The 24504-nt window shown below is 71.3% G+C and carries 14 protein-coding genes and 1 tRNA gene; 12 read left to right on the forward strand and 3 right to left on the reverse strand.

From position 1 onward, the window contains the following. Positions 1-153 precede the first annotated feature (153 nt). Positions 154-852 (forward strand): DegT/DnrJ/EryC1/StrS family aminotransferase, encoded by a 699-nt coding sequence (locus tag ACFXB5_RS06050; RefSeq protein WP_385202957.1) that lies wholly within the window; start codon positions 154-156, stop codon positions 850-852. Positions 853-912: 60 nt separating this feature from the next. Continuing rightward, positions 913-985: transfer RNA gene (locus tag ACFXB5_RS06055), tRNA-Thr, on the forward strand. Between the two features lie 82 nt (positions 986-1067). Here ACFXB5_RS06055 and ACFXB5_RS06060 read toward each other — a convergent pair. Next, complete coding sequence (locus ACFXB5_RS06060; RefSeq protein ID WP_385203141.1) at positions 1068-3701, reverse strand: SpoIIE family protein phosphatase; 2634 nt, start codon at positions 3699-3701, stop codon at positions 1068-1070. A gap of 269 nt (positions 3702-3970) precedes the next feature. Between ACFXB5_RS06060 and ACFXB5_RS06065 the strand changes: the two genes are divergently transcribed. The 10 genes from ACFXB5_RS06065 (at position 3971) to ACFXB5_RS06110 (ending at position 18963) form a co-directional block, all read left to right on the forward strand. Continuing rightward, positions 3971-9529, forward strand: coding sequence for a HAMP domain-containing protein (locus ACFXB5_RS06065; RefSeq protein WP_385202960.1), 5559 nt, complete (start codon positions 3971-3973; stop codon positions 9527-9529). A gap of 274 nt (positions 9530-9803) precedes the next feature. After that, on the forward strand, positions 9804-10481 hold the full coding sequence (locus ACFXB5_RS06070) for a two-component system response regulator (RefSeq protein WP_020868040.1): 678 nt from the start codon (positions 9804-9806) through the stop codon (positions 10479-10481). 177 nt (positions 10482-10658) lie between these two features. Next, positions 10659-13493, forward strand: a complete 2835-nt coding sequence (locus ACFXB5_RS06075; protein ID WP_385202963.1) for a DNA translocase FtsK — start codon at positions 10659-10661, stop codon at positions 13491-13493. A 189-nt stretch (positions 13494-13682) separates the two neighbouring features. Further along, the gene (locus ACFXB5_RS06080; RefSeq protein ID WP_385202965.1) at positions 13683-14513 is read left to right on the forward strand and encodes a helix-turn-helix domain-containing protein; all 831 of its coding nucleotides are present in this window, start codon (positions 13683-13685) and stop codon (positions 14511-14513) included. Between the two features lie 63 nt (positions 14514-14576). After that, positions 14577-16073 (forward strand): 30S ribosomal protein S12 methylthiotransferase RimO, encoded by a 1497-nt coding sequence (rimO, locus tag ACFXB5_RS06085; protein WP_385202968.1) that lies wholly within the window; start codon positions 14577-14579, stop codon positions 16071-16073. Beyond that, positions 16070-16705 carry a CDP-diacylglycerol--glycerol-3-phosphate 3-phosphatidyltransferase gene (gene pgsA / locus ACFXB5_RS06090; RefSeq protein WP_385202970.1) on the forward strand — a complete coding sequence of 212 codons (636 nt, stop codon included), beginning with the start codon at positions 16070-16072 and terminating at the stop codon, positions 16703-16705. Before rimO ends, pgsA begins: the two co-directional genes overlap by 4 nt. Beyond that, entirely contained in the window at positions 16702-17220 is a 519-nt protein-coding gene (locus tag ACFXB5_RS06095) for a CinA family protein (RefSeq protein ID WP_385202973.1), read from the forward strand. The genes pgsA and ACFXB5_RS06095 overlap by 4 nt, the downstream gene beginning before the upstream one ends. Positions 17221-17329: 109 nt before the next feature. Next, a complete protein-coding gene (locus ACFXB5_RS06100) occupies positions 17330-17716 on the forward strand; it encodes a helix-turn-helix domain-containing protein (protein WP_020868033.1) in 387 nt (128 codons plus the stop codon). Positions 17717-17860: 144 nt separating this feature from the next. Further along, a complete protein-coding gene (locus ACFXB5_RS06105; protein WP_201852615.1) occupies positions 17861-18343 on the forward strand; it encodes a Dps family protein in 483 nt (160 codons plus the stop codon). Positions 18344-18660: 317 nt separating this feature from the next. Further along, positions 18661-18963 (forward strand): hypothetical protein, encoded by a 303-nt coding sequence (locus ACFXB5_RS06110; RefSeq protein WP_121825441.1) that lies wholly within the window; start codon positions 18661-18663, stop codon positions 18961-18963. Here the strand turns inward: ACFXB5_RS06110 and ACFXB5_RS06115 are convergent. Together ACFXB5_RS06115 and ACFXB5_RS06120 are read right to left on the reverse strand one after the other, a co-directional pair. Continuing rightward, positions 18897-19703, reverse strand: a complete 807-nt coding sequence (locus tag ACFXB5_RS06115; protein ID WP_385202977.1) for an Fpg/Nei family DNA glycosylase — start codon at positions 19701-19703, stop codon at positions 18897-18899. The two genes, ACFXB5_RS06110 and ACFXB5_RS06115, sit on opposite strands and share 67 nt — an antisense overlap. Positions 19704-19802: 99 nt before the next feature. Continuing rightward, positions 19803-24467 (reverse strand): ATP-dependent helicase, encoded by a 4665-nt coding sequence (locus tag ACFXB5_RS06120; protein ID WP_385202980.1) that lies wholly within the window; start codon positions 24465-24467, stop codon positions 19803-19805. Positions 24468-24504 lie beyond the last annotated feature (37 nt).

Below are 24504 nucleotides of genomic sequence, written 5' to 3' on the forward strand. Positions count from 1 at the left end.
GATGGTACTGCAGGGGGGACCCTGTGGGAGAGTAGGACGCCGCCGAACAAATTTTGCAGAGAGCCCTGCCGGGACTTCGGTTACCGGCAGGGCTCTTCTCTTGTTGTGTTGCGAGCCACTCGGTGTTCATGTTGTCTGGGCACGATGCCGCTCATGGGGACTTCTACGGATGAGCTGCTGCATGAGTTGACCCGGGCGCGTGTGCGACCGGGCGACGAGGTCATCGTGCCGTCCTACGGCACTCCCGAGGCCGCGGAAGCGGTGCTGCTGGCCGGCGCCAGGCCGGTGTTCGTGGACATCGACGCCCATACCTACTGCATAGACCCGGCCGCGGTGGCCCAGGCGCTGACGCCCAGGACCGCGGCCATCGTGGCCATTCACACCTTCGGACATCCCGCCGACATGGCGGCCCTCACCGAGCTCGGCCAGCGGCACGGCGTGCTGGTGATCGGACACGGGGCTGCCAGCGAGCCCGCCGGGGAGATACTGCGGCGGCAGGCCAACGCGGCTTATCTGGACGGAAAGCTGCGTGGCGTCCTCACGCCGCCTGTCGCGCCCGGTGTGCAACACACCTACCAGCAATACGTCGTCCGGGTTCCCGGCAACGGCCGGCCGGACCGGGACGCCTTCGCCCGTACGCTGCGTTCTCGCGGCGTCGTATGCCATGTGCCCGTACAGACGCCCGCGCACCGCACCGCGCGTTTCCGGCGCGATCTGTGGCTCGCGGAGACCGAGCGCGCGGCCGATGAGTGCCTGGCGCTGCCCGTCGATCCGACCATGTCGCGGCGGGAATTGCAGCGCGTGGTCTCGGCCTGCAACGCGCTGGGCGGGCTGCTGCAGTCAGCCGCCTGAACCACGGGGCGAGTGGTCGGGAGCGCACCCGAGTTCGGGTATGATCGATCTCGTCGACGCGCCCCAATAGCTCAGTCGGCAGAGCGTCTCCATGGTAAGGAGAAGGTCTACGGTTCGATTCCGTATTGGGGCTCTCCTGCGAATGGCCCCCCTCCCGGGGGGGGGGGCGTTCGATTTTTGGGCCACCCCCGGGGCCGCGGCTTGGCCCGGGCGCCTCAGGCGTCGGCGGGCTCGGGCTCCGGGACGCGCATCGCCAGGATCGCCATGTCGTCGGACGGCGGCTCCGCCGCGAAGCGCTCGACCGCCCGCAGCACCCGGGAGGCCACCGCGCCCGCCGTAAGGCCGGTGCAGGTCGTGAGGACGTCGATAAGGCCGTCGTCGCCGAGCATCCTGGTGCCCTCGCGCCGCTCCGTCACCCCGTCGGTGACGCACAGCAGCACATCGCCCGGGTCGAGCGTGATCGTCTGCTCGTAGAGCTCGAGGTCCTCCATGACGCCGAGCAGCGGCTGGGGCTCGGCCGCCGCCTCGATGCTGCCGTCCTGGCGCAGCCGGAGCGGCAGCGGGTGTCCGGCGCAGACGACCTTGAGCACCGCGCTGCCGTCGTGCTGCGGCCACAGCTCGCCGTAGAGGAGGGTCAGGAAGCGGCTGCGGGCGCCCTCGTCGAGGATCGCCGCGTTGAGCCGCTCCAGGACCGCCGGGCCGCCGAAACCCTCGCGGGCGAGCAGCCGCAGGGCGTGCCGGGCGAGTCCGGTGACCGCGGCGGCCTCCGGTCCGGTGCCGCAGACGTCGCCGATGGCGAAGCCGTACGCCCCGTCGCGGATCGGGAAGAGGTCGTAGAAGTCGCCGCCGACCTCGTTGCCCTCGCCCGCCGCGCGGTAGATGACCTCGACCTCGACTCCGGGGACCTCGGGCTGCTCGGGCGGCAGCAGACTGCGCTGCAGGGACTGGCTGATGGCGGTGCGCTCCGAGTAGAGCCGCGCGTTGTCCAGCGCGAGCGCGGCCCGGCGGGAGAGGTCCTCGGCCAGCTCCAGGTTCTCCTGGCGGAAGTGCTCGTCGGTGGGCTTGCCGAGGATGAGCATGCCGATGACGCGGTTACGGGCCACCAGGGGCAGCACGACCGTCTCTCCGCCGACCGCGGAGGCGGTCGCGAGCGAGGCGCCGGGGCCGGAGGAGGGGCGGGCGGAGTCGCCGAGGCTGAGGCTGCGCAGCGAGGTGCGCAGGGCGGCGGCGTGGGCGGCGTCGTAGGGGCCGGACCAGCTGCGGGCGCCGCCGGTGGGGACCTGCTCCGGTGGGTCGATCTTCATCAGCAGGGCCTTGAGCCCGTCGATGCGGTCCTCGTCCTCATGCAGAACGTACGACAGCTCGGGCTCGGACGCCTGGTCGGCGACCGTATAGACGGCGCACCAACTGGCCAGCGTGGGCACCGTCATCTGGGCCATGAGCGCCAGCGTCTGATCGCGGTCCAGAGTGCCCGCGAGGAGGTCGGACGCCTCGACGAGGAAGGACAGGGAGCCGCGGCGCAGCCGCTCCAGCTCGGTGAGGCGGGCGCGCTCGACGGCGAGGGCGATGCGGTCGGCGGCGAACTGCAGCCGCAGGGCCTCTTCGTTGCTGTAGCGGGCGGGGGACTCGGCGGCGACACCGAGCGAGCCGGTGAGCCGGCCTTCGACCTTCAGCGGGACGGTGACCACGGAACGCATCCCCGTGTTCACCAGCAGGGGTACGGCGCCGGGCACCGCGGACAGGTCCTCGTGGACGGCGGGCATCCGGGCCGAGCCGTAGCGCCCGGTGCCCGCTTCGACGGGGACGCGGGCGAAGCGCTGGCGGGCGGAGGGCAGGCCGGTGGAGGCGCGGACCTCCAGCTCGGTCTCGTCGTCGGTGGCGAGCAGCAGATAGGCGGCGTCGCCGTCGAGCATGTCGCGGGCCCGCTCGACGGTGCGCTGGAGCAGTCCGTCGAGGTCGTCGGGGGCCGGGGAGCCGATGAAGACCTCGAAGGCGTCGGTGGCCGGGCCCCGCTCGGCGGTTTCGGCGGTGTCCACGTTCGCACCGCGCATCGGGCTCTGGAGCACGGCGCGCTCGCGGTCGCGCACCATCAGACAGACGGTGGACGGCTCGCCCTCGGCGTCGCGGACGCGCAGGTGGGAGGCGTAGACGGGGGAGACTCGGCCGTCGGCGCCGCGGATGCCGTAGGAGCCCTCCCAGCGGGAGAGCAGGAGCGCCTCGGCGACGCCGGTGCTGGTGCCGGGGGTGTGCGGCCAGGCCGCGAGGTCGGTCAGCGGCTTGCCGATGATCTGCTCCGGTTGGTAACCGAACAGTTCCTGAGCGTCGTCGTTCCAGGCGCTGATCAGTCCGCCGCTGTCGACCTGGACGACGCCGACCCGGACCCGGGCGTCGGCGATGGGCAGGGCGTTGGAGGGGAGGGCGGGTCCGGCGGCCCGGGTGCCGGCCGGGCGGTCGGGGAAGTCCAGCTGGAACCATACCTGCTTGTGGGTCGCGGTGTACTCGACGCCCCAGCGGCCGGCGAGCGCGGCGCACAGCAGCAGACCGCGGCCGCCCTCGCGGTCGGGGTGCCCGAAGTGGTGGCCGCCGTTGCTCTGCAGCGGGACCTCGCGCTCGGGGTAGCGGTCGGCGACCTCGACGCGCACGCCGGTGTCGGCGCGGATGCAGACCACATCGGCGGTGGTACCGGCGTGCACCACCGCGTTGGTGACAAGTTCGCTGGTCAGGACGACGGCGTCGTCCACGATGTCGGTGAGGCCCCACCCCTGGAGGGTGTCCCGGACAAAGGTGCGGGCGGCGGCGACCGAGCGTCCCACCGGTTCGAAGGTGGCGGCTGCCCGCGCGGTGATCACAGGTCTCCTCATAAGTGTCTCGGCGATCTGCTCACCCATGTCGCAGCGCCCCTCCGATGCCCTGGCCGGTTGCCAGGTTACTTACCACCGATGCCTTCGCGAATGCCGGTCGGCTTCGATTCCACCCAGAGGTGCCCTCTCCACTCAGAGGTGCCCTCGGCGGTGTGGGATGCTGCCGAACTGTTATGGCCTGGTTGGGGCATGGTGAAACACTGGGGAAGCTGGAAGAAGAACCCGACGAGGACGGTCAACCCTGCGGGAGGGACACGGTGGAGTCTGGCGCAGCGGCGCGGGGCACGAACACGCGCGCGAAAGGCGGACGGTCCCGGAGCAATGGGACGACCGAAGTGGATACGGCGGCCCTGAACCGGCTGCTGACTGCGATGACGGCCATGCGGGATGGGAACTTCCGCAAGCGGCTCACGGTCTCGGGCGAGGGCGTGATGTCCGAGATCGCCGCGGTCTTCAACGAAGTCGCGGACCGCAATCTGCAGCTCACGGGCGAGCTGACCCGGGTGCGGCGGGTGGTCGGCCGCGAGGGCAAGCTCACCGAGCGGCTGGAGACCGGCGCCTGTGAGGGGCAGTGGGCCGCGGCCATTGACGCGTCCAACGCCCTGGTGGACGATCTCGTACGGCCGGTGTCCGAGGTGGGCCGGGTGCTGTCGGCGGTCGCCGAGGGCGACCTGGAGCAGCGCATGGACCTGCGGGCCCAGGGCTCCGACGGGTCGGCGCATCCCTTGCGGGGTGAGTTCCTCAAGGTGGGCCGCACGGTCAACGGCCTGGTGGATCAGCTCTCGGCGTTCACCGACGAGGTGACGCGGGTCGCGAGCGAGGTCGGTACCGAGGGCAAGCTGGGCGGTCAGGCCCGGGTGCGCGGAATGTCGGGTTCGTGGAAGGACCTCACGGAGTCCGTCAACACGATGGCCTCCCGGCTCACCGCTCAGGTGCGTGACATCGCTCTCGTCACCACGGCGGTGGCCAAGGGTGATCTGTCCCGGAAGGTCACGGTTCATGTGTCCGGGGAGATGCTCGAGCTGAAGGAAACCGTCAACACGATGGTGGACCAGCTCTCCTCCTTCGCCTCCGAGGTGACCAGGGTCGCCCGTGAGGTGGGCACCGAGGGTGAGCTCGGCGGCCAGGCGAAGGTGCCGGGCGTCGCGGGCGTCTGGAAGGACCTCACCGACTCCGTCAACCTCATGGCCGGGAACCTGACCGCGCAGGTGCGCGGGATTGCCCAGGTCACCACGGCGGTCGCCAACGGTGATCTGTCGCAGAAGGTCACGGTGAGCGCACGCGGCGAGGTCGCGCAGCTGGCCGACACGATCAACACCATGACCGAGACGCTGCGCACCTTCGCGGACGAGGTCACGCGGGTGGCCAGCGAGGTCGGCGCCGAGGGGCTGCTGGGTGGTCAGGCGCAGGTGCCGGGTGCGGCGGGGACGTGGAAGGATCTCACCGATTCGGTGAACACCGCGTTCCGGAACCTCACCGCGCAGGTGCGGGACATCGCCCAGGTGACGACGGCGGTGGCGAACGGCGATCTGTCGCAGAAGGTCACGGTCGATGTGGCCGGGGAGATGCTGGAGCTGAAGAACACCGTCAACACGATGGTGGACCAGTTGCAGTCGTTCGGCGCCGAGGTGACGCGGGTCGCCCGGGAGATCGGCGTCGAGGGTGAGCTGGGTGGTCAGGCGCAGGTGCCGGGTGCGGCGGGGACGTGGAAGGATCTCACCGATTCGGTGAACACCGCGTTCCGGAACCTCACCGGACAGGTGCGCAACATCGCCCAGGTGACGACGGCGGTGGCGAACGGCGACCTGTCGCAGAAGGTCACCGTCGACGTCTCCGGTGAGATGCTCAAGCTGAAGAACACCGTGAACACCATGGTGGACCAGCTGTCCTCGTTCGCCGACCAGGTCACCAGGATGGCGCGGGACGTGGGCACCGAGGGCCGGCTGGGCGGTCAGGCCCGAGTGGACGGGGTCAGCGGCGTCTGGGCGGACCTGACCGACTCCGTGAACTCCATGGCCGGGAACCTGACGGCGCAGGTGCGCGGTATCGCCCAGGTGACGACGGCGGTCGCGCGTGGCGATCTGTCGCAGAAGATCGACGTGGACGCGCGCGGCGAGATCCTGGAGCTGAAGAACACCATCAACACGATGGTCGACCAGCTCTCCGACTTCGCCGAGCAGGTGACCCGGGTCGCCCGCGAGGTGGGTACGGACGGCCGGCTGGGCGGTCAGGCGCAGGTGCCCGGTGTGGCGGGCGTCTGGCGCGATCTGACCGACTCGGTGAACGGCATGGCGGGCAACCTGACCGCCCAGGTGCGCAATATCGCGCAGGTGGCCACGGCGGTCGCGCGCGGTGACCTCTCCCAGAAGATCGACGTCGATGCGCGGGGCGAGATCCTGGAGCTGAAGAACACTCTGAACACGATGGTCGACCAGCTGTCGTCCTTCGCGGAGGAGGTCACCAGGGTCGCCCGCGAGGTGGGCACCGAGGGGCAGTTGGGCGGCCAGGCCGAGGTGCAGGGCGTCTCCGGGACGTGGAAGGACCTCACCCAGTCCGTCAACAGCATGGCCAACAACCTGACGTCCCAGGTGCGTTCGATCGCGGAGGTGACGACGGCGGTCGCCAAGGGCGATCTGTCGAAGAAGATCACCGTCGATGCCAAGGGCGAGATCCTCGAGCTGGTCACCACGGTGAACACGATGGTGGACCAGCTGTCGTCGTTCGCCGAGCAGGTCACCCGGGTGGCCCGTGAGGTGGGCACCGAGGGGCAGTTGGGCGGTCAGGCGCGGGTTCCGGGCGTGACCGGTATCTGGAAGGACCTGAGCAACAACGTCAACCTGATGGCCAATAACCTGACCATCCAGGTGCGGAACATTTCGCAGGTCTCGGCCGCGGTCGCCAACGGCGATCTGACGAAGAAGGTGACGGTCGAGGCGCGCGGCGAGGTCGCGGCGCTGGCCGACACCGTCAACACGATGGTGACGACGCTGTCCTCGTTCGCCGACGAGGTCACCCGAGTGGCCCGCGAGGTGGGCACGGACGGCATCCTGGGCGGCCAGGCCCGGGTGCCCGGCGTCTCGGGGACGTGGAAGGACCTCACCGACTCGGTGAACGGCATGGCGTCCAACCTGACCGGCCAGGTCCGCAACATCGCGATGGTCACCACGGCCATCGCCCAGGGTGATCTGACCAAGAAGATCGACATCGAGGCGCGCGGCGAGATCCTCGAGCTGAAGACGACCATCAACACGATGGTGGACCAGCTCTCGTCGTTCGCCGACCAGGTGACCCGGGTGGCCCGTGAGGTGGGCACCGAGGGCCAGTTGGGCGGCCAGGCGCGGGTGCGGGACGTGGCCGGCACCTGGAAGGACCTGACCGAGTCGGTGAACGAGATGGCCGGGAACCTGACCCGTCAGGTGCGCGCCATCGCCGAGGTGGCCACCGCGGTGACCCGCGGCGATCTCAACCTCAAGATCGACGTGGATGCCTCCGGCGAGATCCAGGTCCTCCAGGACCACATCAACACCATGATCGCCAACCTGCGCGAGACCACGCTCGCCAACAAGGAGCAGGACTGGCTCAAGGGCAACCTGGCCCGGATCTCCGGTCTGATGCAGGGCCGTCGCGACCTGGAGGACGTCGCCCGGCTGATCATGAGCGAGCTGACCCCGGTGGTCTCCGCCCAGCACGGTGCGTTCTTCCTGGCCGTACCGCCCGGCGAGGGCACCGAGGTGGTCGCGGACAGCAACTCCGACGACGGCTACGAACTGCTGCTGGTCGGTTCCTACGGCTACACCCAGGGCTCGATGCCCAACCGCTTCAAGCCCGGTGAGACGCTGATCGGCACGGTCGCCGAGGAGAAGCGCCCGATCCTGGTGGAGAACGTGCCACCGGGCTATCTCAAGATCGCCTCGGGGCTCGGCGAGGCGGCTCCGGCCCATGTGATCGTGTTGCCGGTGCTCTTCGAGGGGCAGCTGCTGGGCGTGATCGAGCTGGCGTCGTTCCAGCCGTTCGCCCAGATCCAGAAGGACTTCCTCAACCAGATCGCCGAGATGATCGGCACCAGCGTCAACACCATCAGCGTCAACACCAAGACCGAGGTGCTGCTGAAGCAGTCGCAGGAGCTGACCGAGCAGCTTCGGGAGCGGTCGGCCGAGCTGGAGAACCGGCAGAAGGCCCTCCAGTCGTCCAACGCGGAGCTGGAGGAGAAGTCCGAGCGGCTGGCCCGTCAGAACCGCGACATCGAGGTCAAGAACACCGAGATCGAGGAAGCGCGGCAGGTGCTGGAGGAGCGCGCCGAGCAGCTCGCCGTCTCGATGCGCTACAAGAGCGAGTTCCTGGCGAACATGTCGCACGAGTTGCGCACACCGCTCAACTCGCTGCTGATCCTGGCCAAGCTGCTCGCCGACAACGCCGACGGCAACCTCTCGCCGAAGCAGGTGGAGTTCGCCGAGACCATCCACGGCGCGGGCTCGGACCTGCTGCAACTGATCAACGACATCCTGGACCTGTCGAAGGTCGAGGCGGGCAAGATGGACGTCAGCCCGACCCGTATCGCCCTGGTCCAGCTCGTCGACTATGTGGAGGCCACCTTCCGGCCGCTGACCGCGGAGAAGGGCCTGGACTTCTCCGTAAGGGTGTCGCCGGAGCTCCCGGCGACGCTGCACACCGACGAGCAGCGGCTGCTGCAGGTGCTGCGCAATCTGCTGTCCAACGCGGTGAAGTTCACCGACAGCGGCGCCGTGGAGCTGGTCATCCGGCAGGCGGGCGCGGATGTGCCGCACGCCATCCGGGAGCAACTGCTGGAGCACGGCGCGCTGCGCGACGCGGACGCCGAGATGATCGCCTTCTCGGTGACCGACACCGGTATCGGCATCGCGGCGAGCAAGATGCGAGTGATCTTCGAGGCGTTCAAGCAGGCCGACGGCACCACCAGCCGTAAGTACGGCGGCACCGGACTGGGCCTGTCCATCAGCCGGGAGATCGCCCGGCTGCTGGGCGGCGAGATCCACGCGGCCAGCGAGCCGGGCCGCGGCTCGACGTTCACGCTCTACCTGCCGCTGCACCCCAGCGAACTGCCGCCCCAGGGCTACCCGCAGCTCGCCCCGAGCAGTTCGGCCCCGCTGGCGCTCGAGGCGTTCCCCAGCGCCGTGGAGGAGACCACGGAGAACGGTGCCGCGGCGGAGCGGGAGGAGGCCGCACAGGACGCCTCCGACGGCTCTGCGGCGGCGCGCGGCCGTGGCGGCTCCGGGCTGTTCTGGCGGCGTCAGCGGGCCGAGCAGGAGGCGTCGCGGGCCGACGCGGAGCAGGCCCCGCCGCAGCCGGAGACGGAGTCGGGCGCCCGGTCGGCGGGCCGCCGCCCGGGACGGCAGGCGCAGGCCCCCGAGCCGTGGCTGCTGGGCGGCCAGGACCTGGTGGCCCCGGAGCCGGCGGGCGGCTTCCACGGCGAAAAGGTGTTGATCGTCGACGACGACATCCGTAATGTCTTCGCGCTGACCAGCGTGCTGGAGCAGCACGGGCTGCAGGTGCTGTACGCGGAGAACGGCCGGGAGGGCATCGAGGTCCTGGAGCAGCACGACGACGTCGTACTGGTCCTGATGGACATCATGATGCCGGAGATGGACGGCTACGCCACGACGGCCGCGATCCGCAGGATGCCGCAGTTCGCCGGGCTGCCGATCATCGCCCTCACCGCGAAGGCGATGAAGGGCGACCGGGAGAAGAGCATCGAAGCGGGCGCGTCGGACTACGTCACCAAGCCGGTCGACACCGATCATCTTCTTACGGTGATGGAGCAGTGGATGTCGGTGGAGTGACCCGAGGCACGCGCGGGACAACCGTGGTGTTGACTGAGTGTCGCCGAACACGTGTGGGAACGCGGTATTCGGGGAACCTTCTGGTCTCCCACCGCGTTTCTGCTACGTGCACAGTGACATCGCGGTGACAGGGTGTGGCGAACAGCGGGGTGCGGCTACCATGACCGGCACAAGGACGGGCGGCGCAAGGGAGCCGTCCCCTGGGGCGGCGCCCGGTGCTTCCCCCAGCTCTGCGAGCTGGGGAGACCCCAAGCCGGGACGAGGAGGACGGGGCATGGTGCAGAAGGCCAAGATCCTCCTGGTCGATGACCGGCCGGAGAATCTGCTGGCGCTGGAGGCCATTCTCTCCGCGCTCGATCAGACCCTGGTGCGGGCATCGTCAGGGGAGGAAGCGCTCAAGGCGCTGCTGACGGACGACTTCGCGGTGATTCTGCTGGACGTCCAGATGCCGGGCATGGACGGATTCGAGACCGCGGCGCATATCAAGCGCCGGGAGCGGACCCGCGACATCCCGATCATTTTCCTCACGGCCATCAACCACGGCCCGCACCACACCTTCCGGGGCTATGCGGCCGGCGCGGTGGACTACATCTCCAAACCCTTCGACCCGTGGGTGCTCAGAGCCAAGGTCTCGGTCTTCGTGGATCTGTACATGAAGAACTGCCAGCTGCGGGAGCAGGCGTCGCTGCTGCGGCTCCAGTTGGAGGGCGGCCAGCCCGCCGCCGGGGAGGCCAAGGAGTCGGCGGGGCTGCTCGCCGAGCTGTCCGCGCGGCTCGCCGCCGTCGAGGAGCAGGCCGAGGCGCTGTCCAAGCAACTGGATGAGTCGGCCGACGCCGCCGCCGTGGCCACCGCGGCGCATCTGGAGCGCAAGCTGACCGGTCTGCGGCGGGCGCTGGACGCGCTGGAGCCGGGCGCGGGCAGCGGCGCCGGCCAGGTCCCCTCGCAGAACTGATCCGCCCGCCCCACGGTCACCGTCGGTCGGTCATCGCCGACCGGTCACCCGTACTTTGACGCGTCGTCACGGCCGTCTCACCGCCTCGTCGGCGCAGCGGCACCGGTGTGACGTCAGTGGTGCCTGATGCCCCCGCCATGCGTGCTCCGTACGGCGGACGCGGGTAACCTCGCCTCCATGGCCTCTCGTACGTCCGGCAAGGGTTCCCAGAGCACGGCGGGCACCTCGAAGAAGCGCGCCGGGCAGTCCGGAGGCGCGGCGAAGAAGGCGGCCGCCAAGAAGGCGCCCGCGAAGAAAGCACCCGCCAAGAAGTCCGCCGCGCCCGCGAAGAAAGCGGCGTCGAAGAAGGCGGCGGCCAAGGCGGCGCCCGCACCCGCCCCGAATCCGACCAGCGGCGTGTTCCGCATCGTGCGCGCCGTGTGGATGGGCATGGCGCGCGGCCTCGCGGCGATGTTCCGCGGCATAGGACGCGGCGCCAAGGGACTCGACCCGGCCCACCGCAAGGACGGCAGCGCCCTGCTGCTGTTCGCCCTCGCCCTGATCGTCGCGGCGGGCACCTGGTCCAATCTGGACGGGCCGGTCGGCAGGCTGGTCGAGATGCTGATCACCGGCGCCTTCGGCCGGCTCGACCTGGTGGTGCCGATACTGCTGGGCACCATCGCCGTCCGGCTGATCCTCCACCCGGAGCGGCCGGAGGCCAACGGGCGGATCGTCATCGGGCTCTCGGCGCTCGTCATCGGCGTCCTGGGACAGGTGCACATCGCCTGTGGCGCCCCGGGGCGCGGCGAGGGCACCGCGGCGATGCAGGACGCGGGCGGTCTGATCGGCTGGGCCGTCTCCCGGCCGCTGATCTACCTGATGGGCGACGTGCTGGCGGTACCGCTGCTGGTGCTGCTCACCGTCTTCGGGCTGCTGGTGGTCACCGCGACGCCGGTCGCCGCGATTCCGCAGCGGCTGCGGCAGCTGGGCGTCCGGCTGGGCCTGGTGCGGGACCACGAGGACGCGTACGCGTCGGAGGCCGGGTACGACGCGGCGGAGTACGCCGACGAATGGCGCGAGACGCCCGCCAGACGGTCTCGCAGGACCTCGCTCGCCAAAGAGGACCCGGACGGTGCCGGAGGCCCGGAGCGGGCCGAGGAGGAGGCGCTGCGCAAGCGCCGGCGCTCGCGCCGCTTGTCGTCCACCCAACCGCCGCTCGACCGGCCCTTGGACGCGGTGGACGTGGCGGCGGCTGCCGCCGCCTCGCTGGACGGGGCAGTGCTGCACGGTGTGCAGCCCTCGCCGCTCGTCGCAGGGCTCAGCAACGGGCTTTCGGGCGAGCGCGAGGACGGGGCCGCGAGCGGCGGGGTGCCGGGCGCGCGCGACGCCGGCAAGGAGCCCGGGAAGGGCGGCGCCAAGGACAAGGCGGCGGCCGGGAAGGGCCGTCCGGACGGAGCCGACGAGGCGGATCCGCAGCGGGTCCCCGATCTCACCCGGTCCGCGGTCGAGTCCGGCGAGCCGCTGCCGCCGCGCGCCGAGCAGCTCCAGCTCTCCGGCGACATCACCTACTCGCTGCCCTCGCTCGACCTGCTGGAGCGCGGCGGCCCCGGCAAGACCCGCAGCGCGGCCAACGACGCGGTCGTGGACTCGCTGACGAAGGTGTTCACGGAGTTCAAGGTGGACGCCGCCGTCACCGGCTTCACTCGCGGCCCGACCGTCACCCGCTACGAGGTGGAACTGGGCCCGGCCGTCAAGGTCGAGCGGATCACCGCGCTGACCAAGAACATCGCCTACGCGGTCGCCAGCCCCGATGTTCGTATCATCAGCCCGATCCCCGGCAAGTCGGCCGTCGGCATCGAAATCCCCAACAGCGACCGCGAGATGGTCAACCTGGGCGATGTGCTGCGCGCGGCGGACTCCGTCGGCGACGACCACCCGATGCTCGTCGGGCTGGGCAAGGACGTCGAGGGCGGCTATGTGGCGGCCAACCTGGCCACCATGCCGCATGTGCTGGTGGCGGGCGCGACCGGTTCCGGCAAGTCGTCCTGCATCAACTGCCTGATCACATCGGTCATGGCCCGGGCCACGCCGGACGATGTGCGGATGGTGCTGGTCGACCCCAAGCGGGTGGAGCTGACCGCCTACGAGGGCATTCCGCATCTGATCACACCGATTATCACCAACCCCAAGCGTGCCGCCGAGGCGCTCCAATGGGTCGTGCGGGAGATGGATCTTCGCTATGACGACCTCGCGGCCTTCGGCTTCCGCCATATCGACGACTTCAACGCGGCCGTCCGCAAGGGGAAGGTGAAGGAGCCGGAGGGGAGCGAGCGGGAGCTCAAGCCCTATCCGTATCTGCTGGTGATCGTCGACGAGCTGGCCGATTTGATGATGGTCGCACCGCGGGACGTCGAGGACTCGATCGTGCGGATCACCCAGCTGGCGCGCGCGGCCGGAATCCACCTGGTGCTGGCCACCCAGCGGCCCTCCGTGGACGTCGTCACCGGTCTGATCAAGGCCAATGTGCCCTCACGACTCGCCTTCGCCACCTCCTCGCTGGCCGACAGCCGCGTCATCCTGGACCAGGCCGGCGCCGAGAAGCTGATCGGCAAGGGCGACGGCCTCTTCCTGCCGATGGGCGCGAACAAGCCCACCCGGATGCAGGGCGCCTATGTCACCGAGTCCGAGGTCGAGGCGGTCGTCGCCCACTGCAAGGAGCAGATGGCACCGGTCTTCCGCGACGACGTGACGGTCGGGACGTCGAAGAAGAAGGAGATCGACGAGGAGATCGGCGATGATCTCGATCTGCTCTGCCAGGCCGCTGAGCTGGTGGTTTCCACCCAGTTCGGCTCGACGTCGATGCTGCAGCGCAAGCTGCGGGTGGGTTTCGCCAAGGCGGGGCGGCTGATGGATCTCATGGAGTCCCGGAACATCGTCGGCCCGAGCGAAGGGTCCAAGGCGCGCGATGTGCTCGTCAAGCCGGATGAATTGGATGGCGTGCTCGACGTGATCCGCGGTAAGGCTCACTCATAAGGGTTTGGCGGGCAACCGTTTCCCCTACCGAAACGTCAAGTTGAGGGAGGTGGCGGAGTGAGACCCCAGAATCGTGATCGAACGGCAATCCCGATGGCGGACAAACTCCGTCCTCCCGCTTGCCCGACCCTTTCGCCCCACCCCTAGACTGAACCCCCAGCAGGTGGCTCACGCTCGAAAGGCGCCCCCGTGTCCATCGGCAACCTTCCCGAAGACGGCAACTCCCCCGAAGACGACCGGCCTTCCATCGGTCGCGCCCTCCAGCAGGCCCGTATCTCCGCGGGGCTGACCGTCGACGAGGTCAGTTCCTCGACCAGGGTGCGCACCCCCATCGTGCGGGGCATCGAGCAGGACGATTTCTCGCGCTGCGGCGGCGATGTCTACGCCCGGGGCCACATCCGGGTGCTCGCGCGCGCCGTGGGCCTCGATCCGGAGTCCCTGATCGCGCAGTTCGACGCCGACCACGGCGGCCGGCCCGCGCCGACCGCGCCGGCGCCGCTGTTCGAGGCCGAGCGGATCCGCCCCGAGCCCCGGCGCCCCAACTGGACGGCCGCGATGGTCGCGGCGATCGTCGCCGTCGTCGGATTCGTGGGCTTCACCCTGTTCCGGGGCGGCGACGGCGACGGGTCGAGCGTCGCCGAGGACCCCGCCTCGCCCAAGCCCAGCGCCTCCGCGCCCACCAACACCGCCGCCCCCTCCAAGCCCGCCACCCCGCACAAGCCCGACCCGTCCGACAGCGCCATCGCGGGCGTCCCGGCGGACAAGGTCACCGTCAAGCTGACCGCCGAGGGCGGCCAGAGCTGGATCTCCGCCCAGGACCACAACGGCCGGCTGATCCAGGAGGGCGTGCTGCGCGAGGGCGACTCCAAGACCTTCAGCGACAGCAGGCGCATCGACCTGGTGCTGGGCAACGCCGGGGCGATCAAGCTGTTCGTGAACGGCAAGGAAGTGAAGAACGTGGGCACCAGCGGGGCCGTCCAGCGGCTCAGCTACACCAAGGGAGACCCCGAGGCGGGCTGACCCGCGCGAAGAACGGCAGCCCTGGCAGCGGGGGCTGTCGTGGGGACAAAGTAGTCTGAGCGCATGCCCGAACGCCGCACCGTCGCCCTTGTCACTCTTGGCTGCGCCCGTAACGAGGTGGACTCGGAGGAGCTCGCTGGCCGCTTGGCGGCGGACGGCTGGGAGCTCGTCGAGGAAGCCGCCGACGCGGACGTCGCCGTCGTCAACACCTGTGGCTTCGTCGAAGCCGCCAAGAAGGACTCGGTCGACGCCCTGCTGGAGGCGAACGATCTGAAGGACCACGGCCGCACCCAGGCCGTGGTGGCCGTCGGCTGCATGGCCGAGCGGTACGGCAAGGAGCTCGCCGAGGCTCTGCCCGAGGCCGACGGGGTGCTCGGCTTCGACGACTACGGCGATATCTCCGACCGCCTCCAGACCATCCTCTCCGGCGGCATCCACGCCTCCCACACCCCGCGCGACCGCCGCAAGCTGCTGCCGATCAGCCCCGCCGAGCGGCAGGACGCCACCTCGGTGGCGCTCCCCGGCCACGCCCAGGACACCGCGCCCGAGGATCTGCCCGAGGGGGTGGCCCCGGCCTCCGGGCCGCGGGCCCCGCTGCGGCGCAGACTGGACAGCAGCCCGGTCGCCTCGGTGAAGCTGGCCTCCGGCTGCGACCGACGGTGCTCGTTCTGCGCCATCCCGTCCTTCCGTGGCTCCTTCATCTCCCGCCGCCCCTCCGATGTGCTGGGCGAGACCCGCTGGCTGGCCGAGCAGGGGGTGAAGGAGATCATGCTGGTCTCGGAGAACAACACCTCGTACGGCAAGGACCTCGGGGACATCCGGCTGCTGGAGACGCTGCTGCCGGAGCTGGCCGCGGTGGACGGCATCGAGCGGATCCGGGTCAGCTATCTGCAGCCCGCCGAGATGCGTCCCGGGCTGATCGACGTGCTCACCTCGACCGAGAAGGTCGCGCCCTACTTCGATCTGTCCTTCCAGCACTCGGCGCCCGGGGTGCTGCGCGCCATGCGCCGCTTCGGCGACACCGACCGGTTCCTGGAGCTGCTGGAGACGATCAGAGGCAAGGCGCCGCAGGCCGGCGCCCGGTCCAACTTCATCGTCGGCTTCCCCGGCGAGACCGAGGAGGACCTGGCCGAGCTCGAGCGTTTCCTCAACGCGGCGCGGCTGGACGCGATCGGCGTCTTCGGGTACTCGGACGAGGACGGCACCGAGGCCGCCGGTTACGAGAACAAGGTCGACCCGGAGGTGGTCGCGGATCGCCTGGAGCGCGTCTCGCGGCTCGCGGAGGAGCTGACCGCCCAGCGGGCGGAGGAGCGGCTCGGCGAGGTCGTGGAGGTCCTGGTGGACGAGATCGACGACACCGGGGCGGTCCTGGGCCGTGGCGCTCACCAGGCGCCGGAGACCGATGGCCAGACGCTGCTGCGCACCGACGGGGAGCCGGAGGTGGGCCGTATGGTCGAAGCGAAGGTGATCGCGACGGAGGGAGTGGATCTCGTCGCGGAGCCGCTTGAGCCGCTGGAGCGGCAGGGCGGCGGCGCGTCCACCGGAGAGGCGGACAGATGACGGGTGTCCCGGCCTCCGCCGCGGGAGGTCACCACCGACCGGCCGCCGCCACGGTCAGCCCCGCCGGTTTGTGGAACATCGCCAACATCCTCACCATGGTGCGGCTGCTGCTGGTGCCCGGGTTTGTGTTGTTGATGCTGCACAATGGCGGGTACGACCCGGCGTGGCGCTCCTTCGCGTGGGCGGCGTTCGCCATCGCCATGATCACCGATCTCTTCGACGGTCATCTGGCCCGCCGGTACAACCTGGTCACCGACTTCGGGAAGATCGCCGATCCGATCGCGGACAAGGCGATCATGGGCGCGGCGCTGATCTGTCTGTCGGCCCTGTCCGACCTCCCCTGGTGGGTGACGGGAGTGATCCTCTTCCGTGAGATCGGAATCACACTGATGCGGTTCTGGGTGATCCGGATCGGGGTCATCCCGGCCAGCCGGGGCGGAAAGATGAAGACGCTCGCGCAGGGCACCGCCGTCGGGATGTACATCCTGGCGCTGACCGGACCGCTGGCCTCGCTGCGGTTCTGGGTGATGGCCGTGGCCGTCGTCCTGACCGTGGTCACCGGCCTCGACTACGTCCGGCAGGCGGTCGTGCTGCGCCGGGCGGGACGGATGACGGAGGAGGCCACGCAGTGAGCGACGGCGGGACGGCGGCCGATGTGCTGGCGCTGCTGGAGCGGCGCGGGCAGACCTTGGCCGCCGCCGAATCGCTCACCGGCGGTTTGGTGGCCGCCGAGCTAACCTCGGTGGACGGCGCCTCGCGCTCCTTCCGGGGATCGGTGACGGCGTACGCAACCGACCTCAAGCACGAGGTGCTGGGCGTGGACGGGGCCCTGCTCGCCGAGCGCGGCGCGGTCGACGCCGAGGTGGCCCGGCAGATGGCCCGGGGTGTACGGCGTGCGCTGGGCGCGGACTGGGGCGTGGCCACCACAGGTGTGGCGGGTCCCACACCACAGGACGGCCAGCCCGTGGGCACCGTTCACGTGGCCGTCGCGGGGCCCTCGGACACGGTGGCCGCGGCGGCGCTGCGGCTCGAAGGAGACCGCGCCGGAATCCGCGGCCAGACCGTTCATGCCGCCGTCAAGCTGCTGTTCAGCGAATTGATCGCGACGGCGGGGGCAAAGGATACGGAACAACCCGACGAGATTTGATGTTTGCAGCCCTGAGTGAACACGACATCGCTCCCCGCACGGGCGCAGCCCGAGGCGGTACGGTGGGGCGTGAAGGATCCGGATCCGAGGTCCGAGGAGGGAGCCAGCGATGATTCTGCTCCGTCGCCTGCTGGGTGACGTGCTGCGCCGGCAGCGCCAGCGCCAGGGCCGTACTCTGCGCGAGGTTTCCTCCTCCGCCCGGGTGTCGCTCGGCTATCTGTCAGAGGTCGAGCGCGGCCAGAAGGAAGCCTCATCCGAGCTGCTGTCGGCCATCTGCGACGCCCTGGAGGTACGGATGTCGCAGGTCATGCGCGAGGTCAGCGACGAGCTGTCGCTCGCCGAGCTGGCCGAGTCGGCCGCGTCCACCACCGAGAAGGTGCCGGCGCCCATGCGGCCCGTGCTCAACCCCGTCTCTGTGACGTCCGTGACGGGCGTTCCGGAGGAGCGGGTGACCATCAAGACGCCCAAGGAAGCCGTGGACGTGGTGGCGGCCTGAGAACGCCCTGAGAAGCGAGCTCTCCGAGGCCCCGACCGGTAGCCATACCGGCCGGGGCCTCGATGTTTGTCCGGCCGGATTCGGGTCACCCCAGAGGAAGAGAGGCAATCAAGAGGGGCCAAACGGTCGAAAAGGAGGAAGTGGATGTCTGTGGTGAAGAGCCCGCTGCCGGAGGAGCACCTCAAGATCGTCGCCGACGCCCTGCAAGGCGCCCTCGTCGACCTCGTCGACCTCCACCTGGTGGGCAAGCAGATCCACTGGACCGTCGTGGGCCCGCGATTCCGCACGGTTCATCTGCAACTCGACGAGGTCGTGGCGTCGACCAGGGAGTATGCCGACACGGTGGCGGAGCGGGCCTCCGCGCTCGGGGTGCCGCCGGACGGACGGGCCCAGACGGTCGCCGCGACCAGCGGTGTCGACACGGTCAAGGACGGCTGGACCGATGACGCGCGGGCCGTCCGGACGCTCGTGGACGCCCTCGGAGCGGTGATCGGGCGGATGCGGGAGCGCATCAGGGCGACCGACGAGCCGGACCCGGTGACCCAGGACATTCTCATCGAGCTCACTCGTGACCTGGAGAAGCACCACTGGATGTTCCAGGCCGAGAACGGCGGCCAGCGGGGCTGAGGCGGACGTCGGGCCAGGTCGGGCGAGGCTGAGGCCGCCTCGTTCCGGCCCGGTGGCCCGCTCTGGGTGCGCCGTATCGGCCAGCTGGGCAAACTGGGGGGAGCACGAGTGTCCGACACGCGCCGACGTGCCTCCTGTGCGCCCTCCCGCCGTGTGCGAACAGGCGTCTAAGCGGCCTCACTGAAGTCCGGTGCGGTTCGGTTGCGTCCCGAAGGGGCGCGGGGAACTGCGCGACCAGCCACGACGCAGCCGCGGATGAACGACCGCACCTCGCACCACTTCCCGCGGAGCGCTCAGCGTCGCCGAAGGAGGCAGTCATGGCAGCCGTCGGAGGGGCCGACACCCAGGGCCTCAGGCCGGTCCGATGGGTGCTCGCGCTCGCTCTGGGCGGCGTCTGGTGGTGGTCCGTGCTGCGGCTGGCGGTGCAGCCGGGGGAGGCCGGGCCGGTGGAGGGGGCGTTAGCGGTCGGCGGCTGGGGCCTGAGCCTGCTGCCGGTGCACTGCGGTCCCTCGCCCAGAAGGGGCGGCACCCGCCGCCGGGGAGGCCCTCCGCGTCAGGACGGGACGGGCCCCTGCGGCCCCGCCTGGCAGCTCGGGCACCAGAAGGTCGAGCGCTCCTGACCCGCGCGCCCCTGGTCGGCGGCGCGCACCGGCGTACCGCAGCGCAGACAGGGCCGCCCCGGGCGCCCGTACACCCATAGCCTGCGGTCGCGGCGCGACTCGGCCGTGGTGACCCTGGCGCGCCGGTTCCTGTTGGCCTCCAGGAGCTTCTTGGCGTGGGCCACCAGGCGTTCGGGGGAGGGCACCTCACCGATCGGCAGCCAGGGAGACACGCGCAGCAGGAAGCACAGCTCAGACTTGTAGACATTGCCGATTCCGGCCAGATTCCGCTGGTCGAGCAGCGCTTCGCCCAGGGGCCGGGAGGGGGCGGCGATCAGTCGGCGCAGCGCCTCGTCCGGATCCCAGTCGGGGCCGAGGAGATCGGGGCCGAGATGGCCGACGACCCGGTCCTCGTCGCCGGTGCGGAGCAGTTCCAGGATGGGCAGGCGGTAGCCGACGGCGGTGTGGGCGGTGTTGGCGAGGATGGCCCGGATCTGGTGGTGCGGGCCACCGCGCCAGCGCTCGTCCGGCCCGTACACCTGCCAGGAGCCGTCCATCCTCAGATGCGAGTGGAGGGTCAGTCCGCCCTCGACACGGGTCAGCAGATGCTTGCCGCGCGGGACCACCTCGAGCACGTGGCGGCCGGTGAGGTCGGCGGTCGCCAGACGGGGGACGCGCAGATCGCTGCGGGTGAGCGGGGAACCCGCGAGGGCCTGGTGCAGGCGCTGTGCGGCCTGCCAGACGGTGTCTCCTTCGGGCATGCCACCCATGATGCCGGTGGGCGCGGGCAGGCGGGAGCGCCCGGTGATCAGAGGCGCGGGCGGAGGGTGCCGCTCAGGCGCGCGGACGGCGGTCGTTGATCAAGGGCGCAGGCGGAGGCCCCGTGGGGTCGGGTGGAAGCCCGCCGATTCCAGGAGCTTGCCGATCGGGGACGAGAGCGCCTGGGCGCCGTTGACGCGCTCGACGGTGACCGAGCCGAGCGCCCCCGCGCGGGCGGACTCGGCCAGCGCCTCGACCGCCGTCCACAGCCGGGTGTCGTCCTCCGGGGAGGCGGCCTCGGCCTCACCCGAGGGCCAGGCGAGCAGGGATTTGCCGCCCCGCTCCATGTAGAGCGTCAGCTCCCCGTCGACGAGCACCACCATCGCCCCCGCCTTACGGCCCGGCCGGTGGCCCGCGTCCGCGGGGGGATCGGGCCAGGGGAGAGCGGCGCCGTAGGCGTTGGCGGGGTCGGCCGAGGCGAGCACGAAGGCGCGCCGGGACTGCCCCCGCTGTCCGTCGAAGGCGGGGGCGGCCGCGCGGTCGCGGGCCGTGCTGACCGCGCGCAGCCGGTCCACCGCGCCGTCCATCGCGAACTGGGCGGCGCCGAGTCCCTCGATCACATAGCCGCGGCGGGCCTGGCCGGACTCCTCGAACACGGACAGCACCCGGTAGGCGGCGGAGAAGCCGCCCTCGACCCCCTCGGCGGCGACCGCCCCGCGGGTGACCACGCCGTGCCGGTCGAGCAGGGTGCGCGCCAGGGCGTGGGCGCGGTGGGTGGGCTCGGGCTCGCGCTCCGGCAGCAGGGACCAGCGCCCGGCGACGGTGGGCGGGCCGTTGCGCGACGCCGTCGGTCGGCCGGTGCGGCCCGTAAGGCCGCCATAGCGCCCCCGGGGGACCGCGCGCTTGGCGCGGTGGGCGGTGGAGCCCGCCGTACGGCCCGAACCCAGCAGGGAGCGCAGCGGGGCGAGGGTGTCACCGGTGACCCGGCCCGCCCACACCAGGTCCCACAGGACCTCGGCGAGCTCGGGGTCCAGGAACTCGTGCCCGGCGGCGCGGGCCTGCTCGGCGATCTGGCGGAAGAACAGCCCGTACCCCCCGGCCAGGGAGTCGAGGACGGCCTGGTGGAGCGGGCCCGCCTCGAGGGGGTGCGGGGTGTGCAGCAGCAGCGGGGCGGTGTCGGTCAGGTGCAAGGTGACCCAGCCGTCCTTGCCCGGCAGCGCGCCCGCACCGGCCCAGACGACCTCCCCGGAGGTGCTGAGCTCGTCGAGCATCGTGGGGTTGTAGTCGCTCACCCGGGACGGCAGGACCAGCTTCTCCAGGGCGGAGGCGGGGACCGGCGCGCCCTGGAGCTGCTCGACCGCGCGCACCAGCCCGTCGATACCGCGCAGGCTGTGGGTGCCCAGATGCTGCCACTGCGGGAGGAAGGCGGCGAGCGCCGAGGGCGGCACGGGCTCCAGCTCATGGCGCAGCGCGGCCAGGGAGCGGCGCCGCAGCCGGCGCAGCACGGCGGCGTCGCACCATTCCTGACCCAGCCCCGACGGATGGAACTCGCCCTGGACGACGCGGCCGCTCGCGGCCAGTCCGTGCAGGGCGCCCTCGGTGACGGCCGCGCCGAGGCCGAAGCGGGCGGCGGCCTGGGCCGAGGTGAACGGGCCGTGGGTGCGGGCGTAGCGGGCCAGAAGATCGCCGAGGGGGTCCTTGACCGGCTCGGTGAACGCCTCGGGGACGCCGACCGGCAGAGCAGTGCCGAGCGCGTCCCGCAGCCGCCCCGCGTCCTCCACCGCGGCCCAGTGGTTCTCGCCCGCGATCCGGACCCGGATGGCCCGCCGGGCCCCGGCCAGGTCCTCGGCCCACCCGGGCTCGGCACCGCGCTCGGCCAGCTCGGCGGCGGTGAGCGGGCCGAGCACCCGCAGGGCGTCGGCCACGCCCTCGGCGTCCTTGATCCGGCGGTCCTCGGTGAGCCACTGGAGCTCCCGCTCCAGCTCGGCCAGGACATCGGCGTCGAGCAGCTCGCGCAGCTCCGCCTGGCCCAGGAGCTCGGCCAGCAGCCGCGAGTCCAGGGAGAGCGCGGCGGCGCGGCGCTCGGCGAGCGGGGAATCGCCCTCGTAGAGGAACTGCGCCACATAGCCGAAGAGCAGCGAGCGGGCGAACGGGGACGGCTCCGGGGTAGTCACCTCCACCAGCCGGACCCGGCGGGCCTCGATGTCGCCCATCAGCTCGGTGAGGCCGGGGACGTCGAAGACGTCCTGGAGGCATTCGCGGACCGCTTCGAGGACGATCGGGAAGGAACCGAACTCGCTCGCCACCTGGAGGAGCTGCGCGGCGCGCTGGCGCTGCTGCCACAGCGGGGTGCGCTTACCGGGGTCGCGGCGGGGCAGCAGCAACGCGCGGGCGGCGCATTCGCGGAACCGGGAGGCGAACAGCGCCGAGCCGCCGACCTGGTCGGTGACGATCTGGTTGATCTCGCCCTTGTCGAACGCGACATCGGCCGCGCCCACCGGGGACTGCTCGGTGTCGTACTCCACGCCCTGGCGCGTCGGGTCCGCGTCGAGAAGGTCGAGGCCCATGAGATCGGCGTCGGGCAGCCGCAGCACGATGCCGTCGTCGGCGTGCATGACCTGGGCGTCGATGCCGTACCGCTCGGAGAGGCGGGAGCCCAGGGCGAGCGCCCAGGGGGCATGGACCTGCGCGCCGAAGGGGGAGTGGACCACCACGCGCCAGTCGCCCAGCTCGTCGCGGAACCGCTCCACCACGATCGTGCGGTCGTCCGGTACATGGCCGCAGGCACGGCGCTGCTCGTCCAGATACCCGATGACGTTCTCGGCGGCCCAGGCGTCCAGACCGGCGGCCAGCAGCCGCAGCCGGGCGTCCTCCGGCTGGAGCGCGCCCACCTCGCGCAGGAACGCGCCCAGGGCGCGGCCCAGCTCCAGGGGGCGGCCGAGCTGGTCGCCCTTCCAGAAGGGCAGTCGGCCGGGGACGCCGGGGGCGGGGGAGACCAGGACCCGGTCGCGGGTGATGTCCTCGATCCGCCATGAGGTGGTGCCCAGGGTGAACACATCGCCCACCCGCGACTCGTAGACCATCTCCTCATCGAGTTCCCCGACCCTGCCGCCGCCCTTCTTGGGGTCGGCGCCCGCCAGGAAGACACCGAAGAGCCCGCGGTCGGGGATGGTGCCGCCGGAGGTCACCGCGAGCCGCTGCGCCCCCGGGCGGCCGGTGACCGTATGGGCGACGCGGTCCCACACCAGGCGCGGCCGCAGCTCCGCGAAGGCGTCGGAGGGGTAGCGGCCCGCGAGCATGTCGAGGACCGAGGTGTACGCCGACTCCGGGAGCGAGGCGAACGGCGCGGCGCGGCGGACCAGGGCCAGCAGCTCGTCCACGTCCCAGGTGTCCATGGCGGTCATGGCGATCAGCTGCTGGGCGAGCACGTCCAGCGGGTTGGCGGGCACCCGCAGCGACTCGATGGCCCCCTCGCGCATCCGCTCGGTGACCACCGCGGCCTGCACCAGATCGCCGCGGTACTTGGGGAAGACGACGCCGGTCGAGACCGCGCCCACCTGGTGGCCGGCCCGGCCCACCCGCTGGAGACCGGAGGCCACCGAGGGCGGCGACTCGACCTGGACGACCAGGTCGACCGCGCCCATGTCGATGCCGAGCTCGAGGCTGGAGGTGGCGACGACGGCGGGCAGCCGGCCCGCCTTGAGGTCCTCCTCGACCAGCGCCCGCTGCTCCTTGGACACCGAGCCGTGGTGCGCGCGGGCCAGCAGCGCGGGCGCGCCCCGGGCCGCACCGGCCTCGGCCATCACCTCGGCGGGGGAGTGGTCCTCGGGCAGGGCCTCACCGGTGGCCCGCTCGTAGGCGATCTCGTTCAGCCGGTTGCACAGCCGCTCGGCCAGCCGGCGGGAGTTGGCGAAGACGATGGTGGAGCGATGGGCCTGGACCAGATCGGCGATCCGCTCCTCCACATGGGGCCAGATCGACGGCCGCTCGCCCGCCTCGCCCTCCTGGGCGGGGGCACCGCCCAGCTCGCCCAGGTCCTCCACGGGCACGACCACCGACAGGTCGAACTCCTTGCCCGAGGGCGGCTGGACGATCTCCACCTTGCGCCGCGGCGACAGGAACCGCGCCACCTCGTCCACCGGCCGCACCGTCGCGGACAGGCCGATGCGCCGGGCGGGGCGCTCGAGCAGCTCGTCGAGGCGCTCCAGCGACAGCGCGAGATGGGCGCCCCGCTTCGTGCCCGCGACGGCGTGGACCTCGTCAAGGATCACGGTCTCCACCCCGCGCAGCGCCTCCCGGGTGGCGGAGGTGAGCATCAGGAACAGCGACTCGGGGGTGGTGATGAGGATGTCCGGCGGGCGGGTGGCCAGAGCGCGGCGCTCGGCGGCCGGGGTGTCGCCCGAGCGGGTGCCCACCCGGATCTCCGGCTCGGGCATGCCCAGCCGCACCGCCTCGTGGCGGATACCGGTCAGCGGGCTGCGCAGATTGCGCTCGACGTCCACCGCCAGGGCCTTCAGCGGGGAGACATAGAGCACCCGGCAGCGCTTCTTCGCCTCGGCGGGCACCGGCTCACCGGCCAGCTTGTCCAGGGCCGCCAGGAAGGCGGCCAGGGTCTTGCCCGAACCGGTGGGGGCGACGACCAGGACATCCGAGCCCGCGCCGATCGCCCGCCACGCGCCCTCCTGCGCGGGCGTGGGCGCGGTGAAGGCACCCGTGAACCATCCGCGGGTGGCCGGGGAGAATCCGTCGAGCGCCGAGCCTGCCATGCCCTCCATCGTGCACCGCACCACTGACAATGGACGG

Origin of the sequence: Streptomyces sp. NPDC059455, from assembly GCF_042750115.1 — a bacterium.
Classification (GTDB): domain Bacteria; phylum Actinomycetota; class Actinomycetes; order Streptomycetales; family Streptomycetaceae; genus Streptomyces; species Streptomyces endocoffeicus.